The following is a 20404-nucleotide window of genomic DNA, read 5'->3' on the forward strand; positions in this document are numbered from 1 at the left end:
GAATTTTCGAGAATCGTATGTGTTTCACTGTTTAGTTATCAAGGTTGTCTGTCTTGCGACAGCTTGTTTATTTTATCATGTTGTTTTTGATTTGTCAAGAACTTTTTAAGTTTTTTCAAATCTTTTTTTCAACCGATTTACTGTTTGTTGACAGCTTGTTTACTTTATCATAGTTTCAAGTGTTTGTCAACATCTTTTTTATTTATTTTTTGTTTTCCAAAAAATAAAAACGGAGAAGGAGGGATTTGAACCCTCGCGCCGCGTTAGCGACCTATACCCTTAGCAGGGGCACCTCTTCGGCCTCTTGAGTACTTCTCCAGGCTCCGAACTAATAGTTCAATATTAAATTCGAATGCACTTTGAAATCTCCCGAAGTGCATTTGTAATTATATGTAAAAAAACCTGTTTTGTCAACAGGTTTTTTTACTTTTTTTCATATTTTTTATTTTTACCCTAAAATCCGGTTTCAGGACTTGCAAATTTCATACTTCCATCAAGAAGTATACTGTGTTATTGTCGCTTCGATACGTTTTTTTACCTCTGCTGCAATCTCTGTTGTTTTCATATCTTTATACTCATCATAGTATATGGGTTCCAGAAAATGTACCTGCACTGTAAGTTTTTTGACAGATCCCGTATCAAACGCTTTATAAGAATCAATCAGTGCTACGGGTACGATCGGACATTTTGATTTCGTTGCAGCTTTAAAACTTCCACCTTTAAATTCCTGCGGATGATTACCGTCTTTGCTTCTGGTTCCCTCGGCAAAAATCAGATAGTTTCTTCCTGCCTTTACTTCTTTGATAACATTAATGATTACCTGCATAGATTGTTTGACATCATCACGGTCAATCATAAACGCTTTCATGCATGCAAATACCTGCTTCAGAAATGGTACGTTTGTCAGCTCTTTTTTTGCCACTACCGAGAAAGGTACCGGACACACCTGTATGATTGCAAGTACATCAAATAATCCCTGATGATTGGGAAAGAAAATAAACCCATTTTCTTTTGGAATATTTTCCATACCATGACCGTCAATTACCAGATTACCGCCTTTCACTGCTCTGTTATCTACATATTTAAGAAGCTGATATCTCTGTTCTTCACTGTAACGTTCTGCATGCGATGCATACCAGCATAACTTAAACCATCCATATGGAACAAAAAAGAGATTTCTAAATACCATCAGTAATATTCTTTTCATTTTTTTGCCCTCGATATATTACACTCCTGCTTTTTCCGAAATTTTGTCTTCATATCCCGGATTTTTCTTGATAAATGTTTCATATGCTTTGGTATACGTCTTGTAAGCATCTGTCTTCATAAATTGGACATATGCTGTAGCCGCCTGAGTTTTCATATCATCTGTGATCTGTGATGGTGCCATGATATAATAAGTTTTATCCTGTTTACCAACCATATAAGTTTCAACACATGGATATTCCTGATCATCCTCCAGGATCAGATTGTAGGTTATGTATACATAACTGTACTTGTCATTTTCAGAAAGGATCTCACAATCCTGAACAGATACTTTCTTAGGATTATGTGCCGCAAAATATTTGAGTGTTGCTGTAATCTCTGTCTGAAGATCTGCTTCTGTATTATCTGCCTGGTTATAGCACTCCTTCACTTTCTTTTCTTTCCCGTCAGTATAGGACTGAATCAATTCCTCTGTTACTTTTTCCGGTGATTTATGACTCACTCCCCCGCATCCTGCCACACAGAGTGTCAGTAATACCAACACTCCGGCAGCAAGATATCTGTACCATTTCTTCATGGTTATTCCTCTTCCCCTCTGTTCTCATCCTGTGTCTCCTGATCTGTCGGCTGATCAGATTCTTCTGTTTCTGCACTGTCCGTAATTTCCACTGCTGCCTGCTGTGCATTTGTATCTTTTTCTTCTTTATCTCTCACTTTAGCTACACTGGCTACAGTGACACCCTCTGTAAGATTGATCAGTTTTACACCCGATGTAATTCTTCCAAGAATGGAAATATCAGCGCAGGCGATTCTGATGATAATACCTTCCGTAGTGATCAGCATTACTTCATTATCTTCATTTACAGCTCTTGCTCCGATTACATCACCGGTTTTCTCGGTAATCTTATAACATTTTACACCTTTACCGCCACGATTCTGACAGGTAAATTCGCCCATAGAAGTACGTTTACCCATACCATTTGCAGAAACTATCAGCAGACAATCTCCCTGAGAATTCAGCTGCATTGCTACCACTTCGTCTCCATCATCGATATTCATACCGCGTACGCCCATAGAAGTTCTGCCTGTACTTCTTACATCTGTTTCTTTAAAACGGATACACATACCATCTTTTGTAACAAGTATTATATCCTTCTTATCATCTGTAAGCTTAACCTCGATCAGTTCATCATCATCACGCAATGTGATAGCTGCCAGTCCGTTTTTACGCACATTCGCATATTCTTTAATCGGTGTTTTCTTTACCAGGCCATTCTTCGTAGCCATCATCAGATAATGACCATCTTCAAATTTGCGGAGCGGGATTACTGCAGTGATGCATTCCCCCGGCATAAGCTGTAACAGATTAATAATCGCAGTTCCTCTTGCAGTACGTCCTGCCTCCGGAATCTCATATGCCTTCAGACGATATACCCTTCCTGTATTTGTAAAGAACATCAGATAATGATGGGTAGTTGTCATCAGAAGTTCTTCAATGTAGTCATCCTCAAGAGTCTGCATTCCCTTGATTCCTCTTCCACCTCTGTTCTGGCTTCTGAAATTATCTACTGTCATTCTCTTAATATATCCAAGTTTGGTCATTGTGATCACTGTATTCTCTCTCGGAATCAGATCCTCTGTAGAAATATCGTATACATCATATCCGATAGAAGTCTTTCTGTCGTCTCCGTATTTCTCTGCAATTGCAAGAATTTCTTCCCGAATCACGCGAAGAAGAAGACTTCTGTCCGCAAGGATAGCCTCGTATTTACGGATTTTTTCCATTAAATCGGCATACTCTGCTTCCAGCTTCTCTCTTTCCAGACCTGTCAGAGCACGCAGACGCATATCTACGATTGCCTGTGCCTGAACATCTGTCAGTCCAAAGCGATCCATTAACTCCTGTTTTGCGATCTGCACATTCTGCGAAGCTCTGATAATACGGATCACCTCATCAATATTGTCCAGTGCTTTCAGCAGACCTTCTAAAATGTGAGCTCGCTCTCTTGCTTTATTCAGGTCATATTTCGTTCTTCTGGTCACTACATCTTCCTGATGAGCCAGATAATATTCCAGCATCTGTTTCAGGTTTAATACCTTCGGTTCCAGACTTCCGTTATTCGGAATAAGTGAAAGCATATTTACGCCAAAAGTATCCTGTAACTGCGTATGCTTATACAGTAAATTCAAAACTACATTTGCATTTGCATCCTTGCGCAGATCAATACAGATTCTCATTCCCTCACGACTGGAATGGTCATTCAGGTCTGTGATTCCGTCAATCTTTTTATCTCTTACAAGTTCTGCAATCTTTGAGATCAGACGCGCTTTATTTACCAGATACGGAAGCTCTGTGACAATAATTCTGGACTTTCCGTTTGGAAGAGTCTCAATATTTGTCACTGCACGTACACGAATCTTACCACGACCTGTTCTGTATGCTTCTTCAATCCCTCTTCTTCCAAGAATCGTCGCACCTGTAGGAAAATCAGGACCTTTTACAATATCCAGAATCTCTTCCATAGTCGTTTCGCGTTGTTCTTCAATGATATTGTCTATAATCTTGACAACAGCATCCACAACCTCTCTCAGATTATGAGGAGGGATATTGGTAGCCATACCTACTGCAATACCTGAAGTTCCGTTCACCAGAAGATTCGGATAACGGGACGGCAGTACAACCGGCTCTCTCTCTGTTTCATCAAAGTTTGGCTGGAAGTCAACAGTATCTTTGTTAATATCTGCCAGCATTTCCATGGAAATCTTACTCAGACGTGCCTCAGTGTATCGCATGGCCGCTGCCCCGTCACCATCTACGGAACCAAAGTTTCCATGTCCGTCTACCAGCGGATATCTGGTAGACCATTCCTGTGCCATATTTACAAGTGCTCCATAAATAGAACTGTCACCATGTGGATGATATTTACCCATTGTATCACCGACAATACGCGCACATTTACGATGCGGTTTGTCAGGACCATTATTCAGTTCTATCATGGAATACAATACACGTCGCTGAACCGGTTTCAGACCATCTCTTACATCAGGCAGTGCTCTGGAAGCGATAACGCTCATGGCATAGTCAATATAAGAGTCCTTCATGGTCTTTTCCAGATCCACCTCGTGGACTTTGTCAAAAATATTATCTTCCATTTATCTATTCTCCCTATTATCAGATATCCAGATTCTTTACAAATCTTGCATTCTCTTCAATAAATTCACGTCTCGGCTCTACCTTGTCACCCATCAGTGTAGTAAATGTAAGGTCAATCTCAGAAGTCGCAGCCTCATCCATGGTAACCTTAAGCAGGATTCGTTTCTCAGGATCCATTGTCGTCTCCCAAAGCTGGTCTGCATCCATCTCTCCAAGACCTTTATAACGCTGGATCTTGTTATTTCCGTCACGTCCGATTTCTGTCAGAATCTGATTCAGTTCATCATCGTCGTATGCATACCATACTTTCTTGTTCTTCTCCACCTTGTATAATGGCGGCTGTGCAAGATACACATATCCCTGTTTGATAAGCTCAGGCATAAAACGATACAGGAAAGTCAGCAGAAGGGTTGCGATGTGCGCACCATCGACATCGGCATCAGTCATAATAATAATCTTATGATAACGAAGTTTACTGATATCAAAATCTTCATGAATTCCTGTTCCGAAAGCTGTGATCATAGCTTTGATCTCTGCATTTGCATAAATCTTATCCAGACGTGCTTTCTCTACATTCAGGATCTTACCTCTCAGTGGAAGGATAGCCTGTGTTACACGATTTCTGGCTGTTTTTGCAGAGCCACCGGCGGAATCTCCCTCTACAATGTAGATTTCACAGTTCTCAGGATTCTTATCTGAACAGTCTGCAAGCTTTCCAGGAAGTGACATATTATCAAGTGCTGATTTTCTTCTGGTCAGATCACGAGCCTTACGTGCAGCCTCACGTGCTCTCTGTGCAAGAACTGATTTCTCTACTGTAGTTTTCGCTACTGTTGGATTCTGCTCAAGGAAAATCTCAAGCTGCTTGCTCACCACGCTGTCAACAGCCCCTCTTGCTTCACTGTTTCCAAGCTTCTGTTTTGTCTGACCTTCAAACTGGGGATTCTCAATCTTAACACTGACGATTGCAGTCAGACCTTCGCGGATATCATCGCCACTCAAATTGGGTTCACTGTCTTTAAGCAGCTTGTTCTTTCTAGCATAATCATTGAACGTCTTTGTCAGGGCATTTCTGAAACCTACAATATGAGTACCACCCTCAGGTGTATTAATATTATTTACAAATCCATAGCAGTTCTCTGTATAAGAGTCATTGTGCTGCATGGCAACCTCTACAGACACACCGTTCTGCTGTCCTTCGCAGTAAATGATTTCCGGGTAAAGCGCTTCCTTGCTTCTGTTCAGATAGCTTACAAATTCACGGATACCACCTTCATAATGGAAAACTTTCTCTCTTTCCATTCCTTCTCTGGTATCTTTAAGAGAAATCTTCAATCCCTTTGTCAGGAATGCCATCTCTCTCAAACGCTGTTTCAGAATGTCATAATCATATACTGTTTCCTCAAATATTTCTTTATCCGGAAGGAAGACAACTGTTGTTCCGGTCTTATCCGGCTGGCAGTCTCCCACAACCTTCAGAGGATACATAGTTTTACCGCGTTCATATCTCTGCTGATAAATCTTACCTTCATGATAGATCCTTACTTCAAGCCATGTGGAAAGTGCATTTACTACAGACGCACCTACTCCGTGAAGACCACCGGATACCTTGTACCCTCCGCCTCCAAATTTACCGCCGGCATGAAGAATGGTAAATACTACTTCTACAGCAGGAATCCCTGCTTTATGATTGATTCCTACCGGAATACCACGTCCGTTATCTACAACTGTGATAGAGTTGTCCGGATTAATAACTACCTGAATCTCTGTACAAAATCCTGCCAGTGCTTCATCAACCGCGTTATCTACAATCTCATAAACCAGATGATGAAGACCTCTGCCGGATGTACTTCCGATATACATACCTGGTCTCTTTCGTACGGCTTCCAAACCTTCCAGAATCTGGATTTGATCCGCTCCGTATTCTGTATTTTCTCCGCCCATTTCTTTCCTCCTGTTATATATACTTATCACCAGAATATATCTGAAAACCCCTGCGTGAAAATTATAGACAGGTTTTCAAATATATTCTGGTATCTGGACATAATAATACAAATTTATTATAGCACAAAAGCCCGTTCCTTGCCACAGCCTGAATAAAAAAGAATCCCCGAAAACGGGAATTCTTCTGTATGTTAATCTTATTCTTCGGTTTTATTGATGAGGTACTGATAGACATCTCTCTTCGTCATTCCTCTGTCATTTGCTACCATTTTCATAGCTTCTTTTCTTGAATGTCCCTGATTTTCATAGATTTCCATGTGTTCTTCTATGGTAATTTTTTCCCAGGATGCCTTCTGTTCCTCTTCCATCTCCTGTCTGCTTCTGCCTTCAATCACCAGCACGCACTCTCCAAGCGGCTTCTCTGTCTGATAATAGAGGATCAGCTCCTCGATAGTCGTATGGAATGCAGTCTCATGTCTTTTCGTCAGTTCCCTGCAAAGAGTCATTCTGCGATTTCCGAGAGTTTCCTTCAATTCCTCCAGAGTTCTTACCAGTCTGTGAGGAGCCTCATAGAGAATGATAGTTCTCGTTTCTTTCTTCAGTTCTTCCAGAATCAGTTTTCTTTCTTTTTTATCTGCCGGAAGAAATGCTTCAAAAGCGAATCTTCTGGTTGGAAGTCCGGACAGAGTCAGGGCAGTGATACAGGCAGCAGGTCCCGGAAGAGAAGTTACTTCAATCCCCGCTTCATAACACATTGCCGCAAGCTCCTCTCCCGGATCTGAGATCCCCGGAGTTCCCGCATCTGTGATCAGTGCAATATTCTGCCCTTCCTGCATTTTACTGATCAGAACATATGCCTTATCAATTTTGTTGTACTCATGATAACTGGTCATAGGTGTTTTTATATCAAAATGGTTCAGCAGTTTAATACTGTTTCTGGTATCCTCTGCTGCAATAAGATCCACTTCTTTCAATGTTCGAAGTACCCGAAGTGTAATATCCTCCAGATTTCCTATGGGTGTTGCACATAAATACAATTTACCACTCATAATTTGTTTCCTCTCATATTACTTTGCAAATAAAATTCGGTTAAATCATATCATAAATCTTCAGTATATTTTCTGTATAGACTCCCGGCTCTTTATATACGATCAGAGGAGGTTCCACTGTAACTCTGGAATTTCCTCCCTTTAATGCCTCGATCAGAACCATGTTTGGTTCTCTGTCTATGTATGGATATACAAGCTGCATCCTTTTCGGTTCCAGACGATACTTTGTGAGAACATTCATAATCTCAGCCAGTCTGAACGGTCTGTGAACCATATAAAATCTTCCACGTTCTTTCAGAACCTTTGATGCCTGGCTCACCACATCCTCCAGATTACAGAGTACTTCATGTCTGGCAATTGCTTTTGGCATATCCGGATTGCGAAGTCCATGCTGTCCGATCATATAAGGCGGATTACTTGTCACTACATCAAAAGAAGCTGCCCCAAAAATATCAGCAGCCTCCTTAATATCACCCTGTACGATCTCAACATCGTCCTCCAGATGATTATATCTGACACTGCGTCCGGCCATATCTACACACTCTTTCTGAATCTCAAGACCTGTAAAGTGTTTCCCATTTGTTTTGGTTTTAAGCAGGATCGGGATAATTCCCGTTCCTGTTCCCAGATCCAGAGCAGTCTCACCCTTTTTTACTTTTGCAAAGCCGGAAAGAAGAACTGCATCCATCCCAAAACAGAATTTATCCGGATCCTGTATCACATAATATCCGTTCTGAAGATCATCTATACGTTCATTATCTTTTACCAGCTGATCAGTCATTTAATTTGGAATCTCCTTTTTTATCTTCCAGATTTCCAAGTTCTTTTAATTCTTTTTCAGAGACTTTGACTTTCTTCTTTCTCGGTCTGAATTTCAGGTCATCTACCGGAAATTCCTGAATTTCTTTCTCGTCATTGATCTCTACAATTACCTTTACACGTTGACGAAGCACGTTTACACTGTGTACAGTTCCGGTAAGCCCATCCGGAGTTGTAACTGTATCTCCCAGTCCCGGAAGCTTTTTATTCAGCTCTTCATATGTTTCCTGCTCGTTCTTCAGGCAGCACATCAGTCTTCCGCACACACCGGAAATCTTTGTCTGGTTAAGGGACAGATTCTGCTCTTTTGCCATCTTTATGGATACCGGTGCAAACTCAGACAGATATGTGTGGCAGCACAGACATCTTCCGCAGATACCGATTCCTCCCAGAATCTTTGTCTCATCGCGAACACCAATCTGACGAAGTTCGATACGCGTTTTAAAAATTGCTGCCAGATCTTTTACCAATTGGCGAAAATCAATTCTGCCGTCAGCAGTGAAATAAAACAGCACTTTATTATTATCAAATGTATACTCTGCATCTATCAGTTTCATTTCCAGACCATGTTCACGAATCTTCTTCTGACAGATTTTAAATGCCTCTCTCTCTCTGACTCTGTTCTGTGCCTCTCTCTCGTCGTCCTCCTTTGTTGCCACACGAAGAACTTCTTTGAGAGGGTGAACAACATCTTCCTCACCTACTTCTCTTGGTGCAAGTACGACTTTCCCGTATTCAATTCCCCGGGCTGTCTCCACGATCACGTGATCGCCTGTTTTAATTTCATAATCTTTAGGACTGAAATAATAAATCTTGCCTACATTACGAAATCTCACGCCTACTACTTTTGTCATTCTATTTCTCCCTGATCGTCAGGAACAGCAATTCAAATGCCAGATCAAAATTAACATTTGCTTTCAGACGTACCTTTGTCTTCTGAATAGAATCCAGAATGTTCTCCAGATTCTCGTAGGAACGCTGCTTTGCCTGTTCTCTGATAAAATTAATTTCCTGTTTAAATACCAGATTGTCAATCTCCTGTGTTGCCTTAAACATCAGGACATCTCTGAACCAGAACTGGAAAATATCCAGATAATCGTTGATATTCTGTTTGTCCTCAGAAAGACTCTTAATCGCATCTGACAGTTCATAAACTTCCATGGTGTTTGCATATTTAAGAATCCTCAGTGCATTCTGAGTCATCTCTGCAAACTCCTGAGAAGTAGCTGCTTCTTTTGCCCTTCCAATACTGCCCTGTGCAAAGGATGCGTCAATCTCCGCCTGGTAATCCGGAACATGAAGATGCTCCATCAGATATTTCTTTACAAGACCGTCATCCACTACCTTCAGATCAAGACGAACACATCTTGACTGAATAGTCGGCAGCAGTCCCCCGATATTATTAGTCAGCAAAAGAATCACTGCATATTCCGGCGGCTCTTCAATTGTTTTAAGAAGAGCATTCTGTGCCTGTGGTGTCATAAGATCTGCATCTGCAATAATATAAATCTTGTAAGGACTGTAATATGGTCTGATATCTATATCATTGATCACCTGATCTCTGATCTCGTCAATTGTGATCGTTCCGGGTTTCTCATGACTGACCATAATAATGTCCGGATGATTCTTACCCATCGCCTTTTTGCAGGAGTCGCATTTCTGGCAGGGTTCTGTACCTCCGGCCTCACACTGAAGTGTTGACGCAAAAGTCCCTGCAAGGAGCTTCTTACCAGAACCTGGTTCACCGGTAAAAATATAAGAATGCGATATTTTTCCTGATTCTATTGCATTTTTTAAATGTCCGATAATCTCTTCGTGTCCGATAATATTGTTAAATCCCATCATAAGAATCACCTCACCAGTCCGTTTTGTAAGATATTATACCATAAAAGAAGAACTATTGCACAGACTTTATATAATTTGCGATTTCTTTCACACAGTCATCAAGATTTATATTCTGAAAACGTTTCTCTATCCCTGCGTTCAGAATATTTTCCTCTGAAAAATCCGACTGATCTGCAATAAATCTCCTGCACATTTCCTCATATCTTGGATTTTCCTGTTCTCTCTCTCTATTAAGAGCACGACTCAGTCTTTCTCCATCTTCTACCTGGACATAAACAGGACAGACTGCATCTTCCCCATAGTATTTACGCATCTTTTTAAATGACTCCAGAGTACCGATTCCCAGATAATCGGAATCTGCAAGGTTCATCTGACCATCATCTGCAGTGAAATAAGTCCATATCCCATAAACCGTATGATATGCTCTCTCCTCGATAAGATTTCCGTTTTTTCTGAATTCTTCCAGTTTTCCGTCATCTACAAAATAATAATTTTTTCCATCCTGCTCTCCTGCCCTGATCGGGCGGGTTGTATACAGAATAAGTGTTTTCAGATTCAATTCTTTATGTGCGGCCAGAAGTGAATAGATTCTGTCTTTTCCGGATGCACTCTTTCCCATGATGTAAAAAATCTTTCCCATATCTGTTATGTTATTCCTTTGCCGGGCTGTATTCTTCCTGTCCAATTTCATTTCGGGCAGCTACGCAGATTGTTTCAGCAGATGTATCACTGAGTCCCTGTACTTCTAGCCCCTGTTCCATGTATCTTCTCACATTTCTTACAAATTGTCCAGTTATCTGCTCTCCCGGCACAATAATCGGAATTCCGGGCGGATACAGATAAGCAAACTCTGCACTGACTTTGCCAACACTTTCTTTCAGAGAATATCGCCTTTGCTGTGCATCCACTGCCTGAGAAATTGTCATAAGCTGTGTCATTCTCGCATGAGAAGTATGATACTGCGATTCCTCCGACTCATCTGTTTGCTGTATCTCTGCATCAATCTCTTCAATTGCAGTACACAGTCTCTCAAATCCCTCTTCTGTATCTCCCACTGCTGCAATTCCAAGAACATATTTCTCAGCCGCCATTTCCATTTCAATGTGATATCTGTCACGAAGTATCTGATGGAGAAGGTGTCCGTTAACAGAAGTTCCGACTGCGGAGAACAACAGCTTGGATCTGTCAAAATCATAGATTCCACTGCCTTCGATCATAGAACCTTCGATCAGTTTTATTTTTTCACACTTTGAAAGACGCTGTCTGGCTTTTTCCAGATTGAAGGTAAATTCGCGAAACATCTGCTGCCCGTCTTTTCTCAGTTTATCCATACATGCATCCATACTCGCCATCAGAATATACGACGGACTGCTGGTCTGGTAAATCCCCATAAATCTCTTTATCTTTTCCACATCTGCCATATCACTGCATATATGAAGCACCGCCGTCTGAGTCATAGATGGCAGCGTTTTATGGAAACTCTGTATTACGATGTCAGCTCCCAGATCAGCAGCAGACACCGGAAAATACTTAGAAAAATGAAAATGTGCACCATGTGCTTCATCCACAATAAGAGGAATCTTATGTCTGTGTGCAACTTCTGCAATTGTCTTTATATCAGACACAACTCCGTCATACGTAGGCGAAGTAAGCAGAAAAGCCTGCACATCCGTATTTTCTTCCAGATATCTTTCCACACGTTCAGGTGAAATCCCTCCGTTTATCCCCAGTCTCTGATCTTCATGTGGATAAATATAGACCGGCTGAAGCTCACGTAAATACAATGCATGGTAAACAGCCTTGTGACAGTTTCTTGCGACAAGTATCTTCCCGCCTTTATTTACACTTGCACTGACTGCTGCCAGAAGAGCCGCCGTACTTCCATTTACACTGAAGAAACATTTCTTTGTCCCATAAATCTGAGCTGCATATTCCTGTGCTTCTTTCAGAATCCCTTCCGCATGATGAAGATTGTCAAATCCTGAAATCTCTGTAATATCTCTCTCAAAAAGAAAGTCATCTGCTGAAGATGCCCTGTTTCTCTTATGCCCCGGCATGTGAAACGGATAATAGTCAGACTGCCCATAGCTTTCTAATTTTTTATATAATCTTTCCATTTTTTTCCTTTTTATACTATTGTGCCAACAAGTTGATTTCTCGAACAATCTTGCGTCTAAATTTCTTATTTCCGCGTTGTCGTCGGTCGCCGTAGCCACCGCTACGCCTCCTTCCTCCGCCTTGAAATAAGAAAATTTATCCTGCAAGATTGCTTCAAGAATCAACTTGTCGGCACACTATAGCAATCCTCGTAAATAATGCATATTGCTATAATTTCCAACACTCGTTCCAAATTTCCCACTGATTATTGCCTTTTCGTGCCTGAAATATGGAACTTCCCTGATTCAGTTAAACTTTAAATCTGTATCCTACGCCCCAGATTGTTTCAATATACTGAGGTTTTGCAGTATTAAATTCAATTTTCTCCCGGATCTTCTTGATATGGACAGTGACTGTTGCAATATCTCCCACAGATTCCATATCCCAGATTTCCCGGAACAACTCTTCCTTGGTAAACACTCTGTTCGGATTCTCTGCAAGGAAGGTAAGCAGATCATATTCCTTGGAAGTAAATGTTTTCTCCTCTCCGTTTACCCATACGCGGCGTGCAGTCTTATCAATCTTGATCCCGCGGATCTCCACAATATCATTTTTGCGTACATTGGAACCGATCAGACGATTATATCTGTCCATATGTGCCTTGACTCTGGCTACCAGTTCACTTGGACTGAATGGTTTTGTCATGTAATCATCTGCCCCCAGTCCCAGACCTCTGATTTTATCTATGTCATCTTTCTTTGCAGATACCATGATGATAGGAGTATTCTTCTCCTGTCTTACCTGCCTGCAGATATCAAATCCATCCACTTCCGGAAGCATCAGATCCAGAATAATCAGGTCAAATTCTTCATTCAGCGCACGTGCCAGTCCGGTGTCTCCTCTGTTGCAGATTTCAACTTCAAATCCGGAAAGCTCCAGATAATCCTTCTCCAGATCTGCAATTGCCTCTTCATCTTCTATGATTAAAATCCTGCTCATTTCATTGGTACCTCCTGATACTTTCTAAGTACAAAATACATAATTGTGCCGATTCCAAGCCTGCTTGTTGCCCAGACCTTTCCTCCATGATCCTCCAGGATCTTCTTTACAATGGAAAGCCCGATTCCGCTTCCACCCTTGGATGAATTTCTGGACACATCTGTTCTGTAAAAACGATCAAAAATAGACGGCAGATCCTTTGCTGCAATTCCTTTTCCATTATCTTCAATTTCAACCTGGATAAAATCTCCCACATCCTTTACGCGAATCTGGATGATACCTTTCGGTTTATCCATATATTTGATAGCATTGCTGATAATGTTATGAATAACACGCCGAATCTGTTCTCCATCTGCGATCACCTGCACATTATCCTCAACATAATTGGCATATACCAGTTCAATTCCTCTCGTTTCCAGTTCCAGTCCTACTTCTTCTGCGCAATCACTGAAATAATCTTCTACATTCAGTTTACTGAAAGTATATGGAATTCTGTTGGTATCAATCTTTGAATAAAAAGTCAGCTCATTGATCAGATGATCCATCTCATTCGTCTTATTATAAATAGTCTTCACATAACGGTCTATTTTCTCCGGCGTATCCGCTACGCCGTCCATAATCCCCTCTACATATCCCTTTACCGCTGTGATCGGCGTCTTAAGATCATGAGAAATATTGCTGATAAGTTCTTTATTTTCTTTATCCATAAGAACTTTCTCTTCTGCTGATTCCTTCAGCCGCTTTCTCATCTCCTCAAAATCCCGGCAAAGTTCCGAAAACTCATCATCACCATCTACTTCCAGAACAAAATCAAGATTTCCCTCTTTGATATTCTGAGTGGCTTTCTTTAATTTAACCAGCGGTGTGGCAATACTTCTGTAAATCCATAATCCAATAGATAAAGCTGTGAATACTAATATTACCGTCGCAGTAAACAGCAGATCTTTTGCAATAATCCTTACCTGTGTCTGGCTGTGGGTGGATTCCCCTACTGAAATATCATACACCACTTCCGAGGAATCCTTTGTCTGCTGTGCAAACTTTGTATGACCTAATCCGTACAAAGTTGCCGAAAATAAAAGCAGAGGAACCAGAATACTCATACCGAATCCAACTATAATCCTTGTTTTTAACTTCATCCCGATCATCCTTTATCTGTTGATTTATAAGGTTTCTATAATTTTGCCCTCTGCAAGCATTATATCATAAAGTCTGTTTTACATATCTAAATTTTCTATAAAAAGAACAGGAATCATCTGTCCTGTTCTTTCAGATAATTCCTGTTTTATCCCATTGCACTGCAATTTTTGTGATATTCTGTAATTATTCAGCATTCCACTGTCTATGCAAGTACTGAACAGTTACGATTTTCTTATTTAAGCAAGGTATTTTTTAAGGTCATCAACTTTATCCAGATGCTCCCATGGAAGGTCTACATCCGTACGTCCGAAATGTCCATAAGCAGCTGTCTGTCTGTAAATCGGTCTTCTCAGATCAAGCATCTTGATAATTCCCGCCGGGCGAAGGTCAAAGTTCTCACGAATGATCTCAACCAGCTTTGTATCAGAAAGTTTACCGGTTCCGAATGTTTCTACGTGGATAGATGTCGGATGAGCAACACCGATCGCGTAGGAAAGCTGAATCTCACATTTATCTGCAAGACCTGCTGCAACAATATTTTTTGCAACATAACGTGCAGCATACGCTGCGGAACGGTCTACCTTTGTACAGTCTTTACCGGAGAAAGCACCGCCGCCATGACGTCCGGTTCCACCGTAAGTATCAACGATGATCTTACGTCCGGTAAGTCCGCTGTCACCATGAGGTCCGCCGATCACGAAACGTCCTGTTGGGTTGATGAAATATTTTGTATTCTCATCTACCATATCTGCCGGAATGATCTCATCGAAAACATATTTCTTAATGTCCTCATGGATCTGCTCCTGAGTTACATCCGGATCATGCTGTGTAGAGCATACTACTGCATCGATACGGCTTGGTTTTCCGGCTTCATCATATTCTACAGTAACCTGTGTTTTTCCATCCGGTCTTAAATATTTTAATGTACCGTCTTTACGGATCTTCGTTAACTGACGTGCAAGTTTGTGTGCCATGTTGATGGCATATGGCATATACTCTTCTGTCTCATTGGAAGCATAACCAAACTGGATACCCTGGTCACCTGCTCCGATGGCATCAATTTCATCTTCACCCATTTTTGCTTCAAGAGCTTTATCTACGCCAAGAGCGATATCAGCAGACTGTTCATCGATTGCTGTGATAACTGCACATGTATCAGCATCAAATCCATATTTTCCACGTGTATATCCGATTTCACGGATAGTATCTCTTACGATTTTCTGGATATCAACATATGCATTTGTTGTAATCTCACCCATAACAAGTACAAGACCTGTAGTTGTAGCAGTTTCACATGCAACACGACTCATAGGATCTTTTTCCATAAGAGCGTCAAGAATAGCATCGGAAATAGCATCACACATTTTATCCGGATGGCCTTCAGTTACAGATTCAGAAGTAAATAAAATTTTCTCCATTGTGTTCTCCTTTTTTATTCATTTACAATTGTTTCCCGACCGCAGAATAACCCGCAGCCATTTATGTACTGTATCAACAGATTATTTCTCTCCGCTGATACTTTTCCGTTAACAAAAAGAAACAGCCCGAAGTAATCGGACTGTCTGATTATCTCAACAATCCTCTTATTGTTCGATCACTCGCTCAGGTTGGCACCTTCCTACACAAACAGGGGTTGCCGTGGCTTCGCAGATCCTTTGTATCTCCACCACTCTGAATAAAAGGCTATTACTAATTATTAACTTGCATTAATTAAGATTGCTGCATACCATACAATATACTTAACCTTTACAAATGTCAAGTAATTTTTTGGTATTTTTTATCATCCCACCCTGAGACGGAATTTCTGGATTTCTTTCTCATTGGATACTCTCTCAATCTCAGCACCGAGAGATCTCAGCTTATCTTCAAAATTCTCGTATCCTCTCTGGATATATACGATATCATCAACAACTGTGATTCCATCTGCTGCAAGACCTGCGATCACCAGGGCTGCACCTGCACGCAGATCCGGTGCACTTACTCTCGCACCTGTAAGCTTCTTCACACCATCAATAATTGCTGAATTTCCCTCAACTTTGATGTTTGCTCCCATACGTGAAAGTTCGTCCGCATACTTGAATCTGTTCTCAAAAATACTCTCTGTTACAATACTGGTTCCCTCTGCAAGTGCCAGAGTTACAGCAATCTGTGGCTGCATATCTGTAGGATATCCGGGATATGGAAGAGTCTTTACATGAGTACGGTGAAGTCTCTTTGGTGCACGTACACGAACTGCATCATCAAATTCCTCAACCTCACATCCAATTTCTTCAAGTTTAGCCGTAGTTGCTTCCAGATGCTTCGGAATTACATTCTTAACTGTTACATCTCCGCCTGTTGCTGCCGCAGCAAACATAAATGTACCTGCCTCGATCTGATCCGGAATAATAGAATACTCTGTACGGTGGAGCTTCTCCACACCTTTAATACGGATCACATCTGTACCTGCACCTTTAATATTTGCCCCCATACTGTTCAGGAAGTTGGCAACGTCAACTACATGCGGTTCTCTTGCGGCATTTTCCAAAATAGTACGTCCCGGAGCCAATGAGGCTGCCATCATAATATTGATCGTTGCACCTACAGAGACAACGTCAAGGAAAATATGGCTTCCATGAAGTTCATCTGCTTTCGCAACAATTGCTCCATGCATGATATCTACATCTGCACCAAGCGCTCTGAATCCCTTCAGATGCTGGTCGATCGGACGGCTTCCGATGTTGCATCCACCTGGAAGCGGTACCTCTGCATGTTTATACTTACCAAGAAGTGCTCCCAGCAGATAGTAGGAAGCTCTGATCTTCTTGATATATTCATAATCAACACTTACATCTCCAATTGTAGATCCGTTAATCTTCACAGTAGATTTATCAATACGGTCTACCTGTGCTCCAATACCAGCGATCGCTTCAAGCAATACATTGATATCCCTTACATCCGGCAAATTCTCTATCAGAATCGTCTCATCAGTCATTATGGCTGCTGCAAGAATAGCAAGTGCCGCATTCTTGGCACCGGCAATCTCAACTTCACCGACTAAAGGGTTGCCTCCTTTTATAACATACTGTTCCATATCACACCTCTTATTTATTTTCACTCCATGAGCAGAATTAATGGTCACTGTTCACTCTGTTTTTCGTTTTCTGCGAACATGTAACTTCTGTTTCAAATGCATATATGTTTATACTAAACGATCATCTTATTTTAAAGTCAGTTGTATATTATATCATATATTTATCATTTGTAAACAAAAATTATTTACCACTGTCCTTTTCCCGAGCTGTAATAATCACTTTCCCTGCTCTTTGATATGTATTATCTCCAGAATTGCCCGAAGACTTTCATCCAAATCTTTCCCCTCTTCATCAATGGTAATATCTGCATATTTCTCGTACAGAGGTACACGTTCCTCATACAGATCTTTCAGGCTCTGACCGGCCTTTAACAGAACTCCGCGGCCTTTCAGATTTCCCAGTCTTTTGGATAAAGATTCCAGTGATAATTTAAGATATATAACCTTACCTATGGACTTCAGATGTTCCATTGCCTCATCACAGTAAATAACACTTCCGCCGGGTGCAATGACCGTATCTGTCACATGAATGTCTGCATTAACCTGATTTTCAATTTCCTTAAATTTTTCCGGTCCGTCCTGCTCTATGATCTCTGAAAGCTTTCTTTTCTCCTGTTTCTGTATCAGAAGATCAGAATCCAGAAATTCATATCTCAATGCTTTTGCAAGAATAACTCCTATTGTACTTTTCCCTGAACCGGGCATTCCTATTAATGTCACATTATTCATGTTTATGTCCTTTCATTTTATCATACATTGTCTGCGTCTGCAAATTGCGGGTTACTGTTTCTTTTTTCCGGATTTTTTCTTCTTTTTTTTAACGCTGTATCCAAATGTTCCCAGTTTTTTACCAATTCCCAGATATTCACCATGAGAATACACCAGAGGTTTCGCATCATTCAGATGAAATTTCTTCTTCTCGTCCATATACTGCGGATCAGCATGAACTGCAAGCACATCCGCCAGAAACATATGGTGGGAACCCAATTCCAGAACCTGCCTTACTTTGCATTCAATACTCACCGGAGATTCTGCGATCATGGGAACTTTCACAAAATCCGCCTTCTCTTTGGTAAGCTTCATTTCTTTAAATTTATCAACATCCCTGCCGGAACGGACTCCACAGTAATCCGTTGCATATGCCAGTTTTTCTGTTGTCAGATTTATTACAAATTCTCCCGTCTTTCTGAGCATATCATAGGAAAAACGGGATGGTCGCACAGAAATAGACACCATCGGCGGATTCGTGCAGACAGTTCCTGCCCATGCAACTGTAATAATATTGTCATTCCCCTCTCCGTCAGAAACACTTACCATAACTGCCGGAAGTGGATAAAGCATATTTCCTGCTTTCCAGGTTTCTTTTTCCATTTCTTATTATCCTCAGCTATTCTGTCTGCTGCCATCAGTTGTAATCGTTCTGTCCGGCCTGTGCAGCTTCCATAAGTGCCGGAATCAGCTGTTTCTTACGTGAAACAACGCCTTTCAGATCAAATACACCATCCTTTGGCTCCATATGGAAAGCAATACGTGCCATTTCCTCACTTCCCTCACCATAATAGAGAAGCTCTGTAGATTCCTCAATAATATTGGTAAGCATAAAGAATACGCGGGTAACACCATGACGGCCACACTCGCTGACCATAAACGGAACCAGACGCTCTTTGATTTCTGCCAGCTCATCGCTGTCCATAGAACTGATCTGTCCAACACCAAAGTTGATCTCATCCTCAGCAATAAATTTCTTATAATCCTGATAGAAAATTTCTTCCGGTGATTTGTCTTTCAGGTTACTTCCTGCTTTAAACATCTCTTTTGCAAACTGCTCAATATTGATTCCTGCAATAAGTGCCAGCGCACCTGCCGCCATCTTGTCAGATAATGTGCAGGTAGGTGAACGAAACATCAGTGTATCTGAAATAATCGCAGCACAGAGAAGCCCCGCAATACTCGGTGAAATCTCAAGTTTCTGCTCCCCATACATTTCATACAGAATCGTTGCTGTACATCCGACCGGCTGATTTCTGAAAGAAATCGGTACCATAGTTTCCAGAGAACCCAGTTTATGATGGTCAATAATCTCCACGATTTCAGCTTTATCAATATTGTCAACTGCCTGATCTTTCTCATTATGGTCCACAAGTGCTACTTTTTTCCTGTGCATATCCAGGAAATTTCTTCGGGAAATTGTTCCGATACATTTTCCCTTTTTGTTAATTACAGGGAACGCACGATGACGGTGTTTGATCATCTCATTCTGAATATCATCCGTAAAATCCTCTGTATTAAAAGTAACCAGATTATCTGTTTTCATAATATACCGTACAGGAATACTCTGGTTGATCAGTCTTGCGATCGTAAATGTATCATACGGAGACATAATAATTACAATTTCTCTCTCATGAGCAAGCTTTATCACCTTTTCGCTGACTTCAATTCCCATACCAACGATAATACAGCTAACATTCTGCGCAATCGCCTGAAGATGATCCTCTTCTCTGTCTCCCATGATTATCAGGTCATCCGATTCAATATAGGCTTTGAGCATTTCCGGATTTGCAGTTCCCACCAGAACTTTTCCTTTTGTAAAATATCCATGCTCATTTCCCTCTACTACGGTACCTGCAATTGTCTCGGCAATTCTTCTGTACTGTGTCTTCGCTCTTGACAGCAGATAACTGTCCGTTGTATCCATATAAGTCTTAGCAATATCACCAATTGTGATCAGACCTTCCAGCTGTCCTTCTCTGTCTCTGATCGGAAGAGATACGATACTTTTCTCCATCATCAGATCCCATGCATTTTTCAGGGACATACTCTTATCAGCTTCCGGACTCATACGGATATCCATATCTTTTATCTGTGTTCCAATGTTAGACAGATATCCCGGCGGCTGCATGCCGAAACGATTTAACACATATTCTGTCTCTTCATTGATCTGTCCTGCACGCTTTGGAATGTATTTCACCTTCTGAGAAGTCCTGTTTTTGATGTCCGCATAGGCAATTGCTGAACAGATGGAATCCGTATCCGGATTCTTGTGACCTATTACAAATATTTTTTCCTGATTTCTCATAC

General features: G+C 41.0%; 17 protein-coding genes, 1 tRNA gene and 1 riboswitch. All 18 genes read right to left on the minus strand.

The genetic code is table 11. From position 1 onward, the window contains the following. Positions 1-230 precede the first annotated feature (230 nt). Positions 231-318 (minus strand) — tRNA-Ser (locus LJE12_RS09005). Positions 319-493: 175 nt separating this feature from the next. After that, positions 494-1207, minus strand: a complete 714-nt coding sequence (locus tag LJE12_RS09010; protein WP_008707970.1) for a lysophospholipid acyltransferase family protein — start codon at positions 1205-1207, stop codon at positions 494-496. A gap of 18 nt (positions 1208-1225) precedes the next feature. After that, positions 1226-1783 (minus strand): hypothetical protein, encoded by a 558-nt coding sequence (locus LJE12_RS09015; RefSeq protein WP_025578488.1) that lies wholly within the window; start codon positions 1781-1783, stop codon positions 1226-1228. Positions 1784-1785: 2 nt separating this feature from the next. Further along, entirely contained in the window at positions 1786-4359 is a 2574-nt protein-coding gene (gene gyrA / locus LJE12_RS09020; RefSeq protein WP_227226883.1) for a DNA gyrase subunit A, read from the minus strand. A 19-nt stretch (positions 4360-4378) separates the two neighbouring features. Beyond that, complete coding sequence (gene gyrB / locus LJE12_RS09025) at positions 4379-6304, minus strand: DNA topoisomerase (ATP-hydrolyzing) subunit B (protein WP_008707973.1); 1926 nt, start codon at positions 6302-6304, stop codon at positions 4379-4381. A gap of 197 nt (positions 6305-6501) precedes the next feature. After that, on the minus strand, positions 6502-7353 hold the full coding sequence (rsmI, locus tag LJE12_RS09030) for a 16S rRNA (cytidine(1402)-2'-O)-methyltransferase (protein ID WP_118614464.1): 852 nt from the start codon (positions 7351-7353) through the stop codon (positions 6502-6504). Positions 7354-7393: 40 nt separating this feature from the next. Next, positions 7394-8134, minus strand: coding sequence for a tRNA1(Val) (adenine(37)-N6)-methyltransferase (locus LJE12_RS09035; protein ID WP_118614462.1), 741 nt, complete (start codon positions 8132-8134; stop codon positions 7394-7396). Further along, positions 8127-9026 (minus strand): PSP1 domain-containing protein, encoded by a 900-nt coding sequence (locus tag LJE12_RS09040; protein WP_025578483.1) that lies wholly within the window; start codon positions 9024-9026, stop codon positions 8127-8129. The genes LJE12_RS09035 and LJE12_RS09040 overlap by 8 nt, the downstream gene beginning before the upstream one ends. 1 nt (position 9027) lies before the next feature. Next, entirely contained in the window at positions 9028-10017 is a 990-nt protein-coding gene (holB, locus tag LJE12_RS09045; protein ID WP_008707979.1) for a DNA polymerase III subunit delta', read from the minus strand. Between the two features lie 52 nt (positions 10018-10069). Continuing rightward, a complete protein-coding gene (locus LJE12_RS09050; protein WP_118614460.1) occupies positions 10070-10657 on the minus strand; it encodes a guanylate kinase in 588 nt (195 codons plus the stop codon). Positions 10658-10667: 10 nt separating this feature from the next. Continuing rightward, on the minus strand, positions 10668-12134 hold the full coding sequence (locus LJE12_RS09055; protein ID WP_118614458.1) for an aminotransferase class I/II-fold pyridoxal phosphate-dependent enzyme: 1467 nt from the start codon (positions 12132-12134) through the stop codon (positions 10668-10670). Positions 12135-12423: 289 nt separating this feature from the next. Next, positions 12424-13113 (minus strand): response regulator transcription factor, encoded by a 690-nt coding sequence (locus tag LJE12_RS09060; protein WP_118614456.1) that lies wholly within the window; start codon positions 13111-13113, stop codon positions 12424-12426. Further along, complete coding sequence (locus tag LJE12_RS09065) at positions 13110-14252, minus strand: sensor histidine kinase (RefSeq protein ID WP_118614454.1); 1143 nt, start codon at positions 14250-14252, stop codon at positions 13110-13112. Before LJE12_RS09065 ends, LJE12_RS09060 begins: the two co-directional genes overlap by 4 nt. A gap of 237 nt (positions 14253-14489) precedes the next feature. Then, positions 14490-15671 carry a methionine adenosyltransferase gene (metK, locus tag LJE12_RS09070; RefSeq protein WP_008707987.1) on the minus strand — a complete coding sequence of 394 codons (1182 nt, stop codon included), beginning with the start codon at positions 15669-15671 and terminating at the stop codon, positions 14490-14492. A gap of 162 nt (positions 15672-15833) precedes the next feature. Further along, a riboswitch (SAM riboswitch) is annotated at positions 15834-15935 on the minus strand. A gap of 98 nt (positions 15936-16033) precedes the next feature. Continuing rightward, entirely contained in the window at positions 16034-17326 is a 1293-nt protein-coding gene (locus LJE12_RS09075; protein ID WP_008707990.1) for a UDP-N-acetylglucosamine 1-carboxyvinyltransferase, read from the minus strand. 216 nt (positions 17327-17542) lie between these two features. Continuing rightward, on the minus strand, positions 17543-18055 hold the full coding sequence (locus LJE12_RS09080; RefSeq protein WP_008707991.1) for a shikimate kinase: 513 nt from the start codon (positions 18053-18055) through the stop codon (positions 17543-17545). 51 nt (positions 18056-18106) lie between these two features. Further along, positions 18107-18697, minus strand: a complete 591-nt coding sequence (locus tag LJE12_RS09085) for a flavin reductase family protein (RefSeq protein WP_008707992.1) — start codon at positions 18695-18697, stop codon at positions 18107-18109. Between the two features lie 34 nt (positions 18698-18731). Continuing rightward, the gene (locus LJE12_RS09090) at positions 18732-20402 is read right to left on the minus strand and encodes a putative manganese-dependent inorganic diphosphatase (RefSeq protein WP_025578477.1); all 1671 of its coding nucleotides are present in this window, start codon (positions 20400-20402) and stop codon (positions 18732-18734) included. Positions 20403-20404 lie beyond the last annotated feature (2 nt).

It is taken from the genome of Blautia sp. DFI.6.71 (assembly GCF_020593585.1).
GTDB classification, from domain to species: Bacteria; Bacillota; Clostridia; order Lachnospirales; family Lachnospiraceae; genus Blautia_A; species Blautia_A wexlerae.

Excerpts from the sequence above, each read along its gene's own strand:
- LJE12_RS09050 (WP_118614460.1), bottom strand. The coding sequence starts at position 10,657 with ATGGGAAAGATTTTTTACATCATGGGAAAGAGTGCATCCGGAAAAGAC.
- LJE12_RS09090 (WP_025578477.1), bottom strand. The coding sequence starts at position 20,402 with ATGAGAAATCAGGAAAAAATATTTGTAATAGGTCACAAGAATCCGGAT.
- LJE12_RS09035 (WP_118614462.1), bottom strand. The coding sequence starts at position 8,134 with ATGACTGATCAGCTGGTAAAAGATAATGAACGTATAGATGATCTTCAG.
- rsmI (WP_118614464.1), bottom strand. The coding sequence starts at position 7,353 with ATGAGTGGTAAATTGTATTTATGTGCAACACCCATAGGAAATCTGGAG.
- LJE12_RS09055 (WP_118614458.1), bottom strand. The coding sequence starts at position 12,134 with ATGGAAAGATTATATAAAAAATTAGAAAGCTATGGGCAGTCTGACTAT.
- LJE12_RS09015 (WP_025578488.1), bottom strand. The coding sequence starts at position 1,783 with ATGAAGAAATGGTACAGATATCTTGCTGCCGGAGTGTTGGTATTACTG.
- holB (WP_008707979.1), bottom strand. The coding sequence starts at position 10,017 with ATGATGGGATTTAACAATATTATCGGACACGAAGAGATTATCGGACAT.
- metK (WP_008707987.1), bottom strand. The coding sequence starts at position 15,671 with ATGGAGAAAATTTTATTTACTTCTGAATCTGTAACTGAAGGCCATCCG.
- LJE12_RS09080 (WP_008707991.1), bottom strand. The coding sequence starts at position 18,055 with ATGAATAATGTGACATTAATAGGAATGCCCGGTTCAGGGAAAAGTACA.
- gyrB (WP_008707973.1), bottom strand. The coding sequence starts at position 6,304 with ATGGGCGGAGAAAATACAGAATACGGAGCGGATCAAATCCAGATTCTG.
- LJE12_RS09085 (WP_008707992.1), bottom strand. The coding sequence starts at position 18,697 with ATGGAAAAAGAAACCTGGAAAGCAGGAAATATGCTTTATCCACTTCCG.
- LJE12_RS09075 (WP_008707990.1), bottom strand. The coding sequence starts at position 17,326 with ATGGAACAGTATGTTATAAAAGGAGGCAACCCTTTAGTCGGTGAAGTT.
- LJE12_RS09060 (WP_118614456.1), bottom strand. The coding sequence starts at position 13,113 with ATGAGCAGGATTTTAATCATAGAAGATGAAGAGGCAATTGCAGATCTG.
- LJE12_RS09065 (WP_118614454.1), bottom strand. The coding sequence starts at position 14,252 with ATGAAGTTAAAAACAAGGATTATAGTTGGATTCGGTATGAGTATTCTG.
- gyrA (WP_227226883.1), bottom strand. The coding sequence starts at position 4,359 with ATGGAAGATAATATTTTTGACAAAGTCCACGAGGTGGATCTGGAAAAG.
- LJE12_RS09040 (WP_025578483.1), bottom strand. The coding sequence starts at position 9,026 with ATGACAAAAGTAGTAGGCGTGAGATTTCGTAATGTAGGCAAGATTTAT.
- LJE12_RS09010 (WP_008707970.1), bottom strand. The coding sequence starts at position 1,207 with ATGAAAAGAATATTACTGATGGTATTTAGAAATCTCTTTTTTGTTCCA.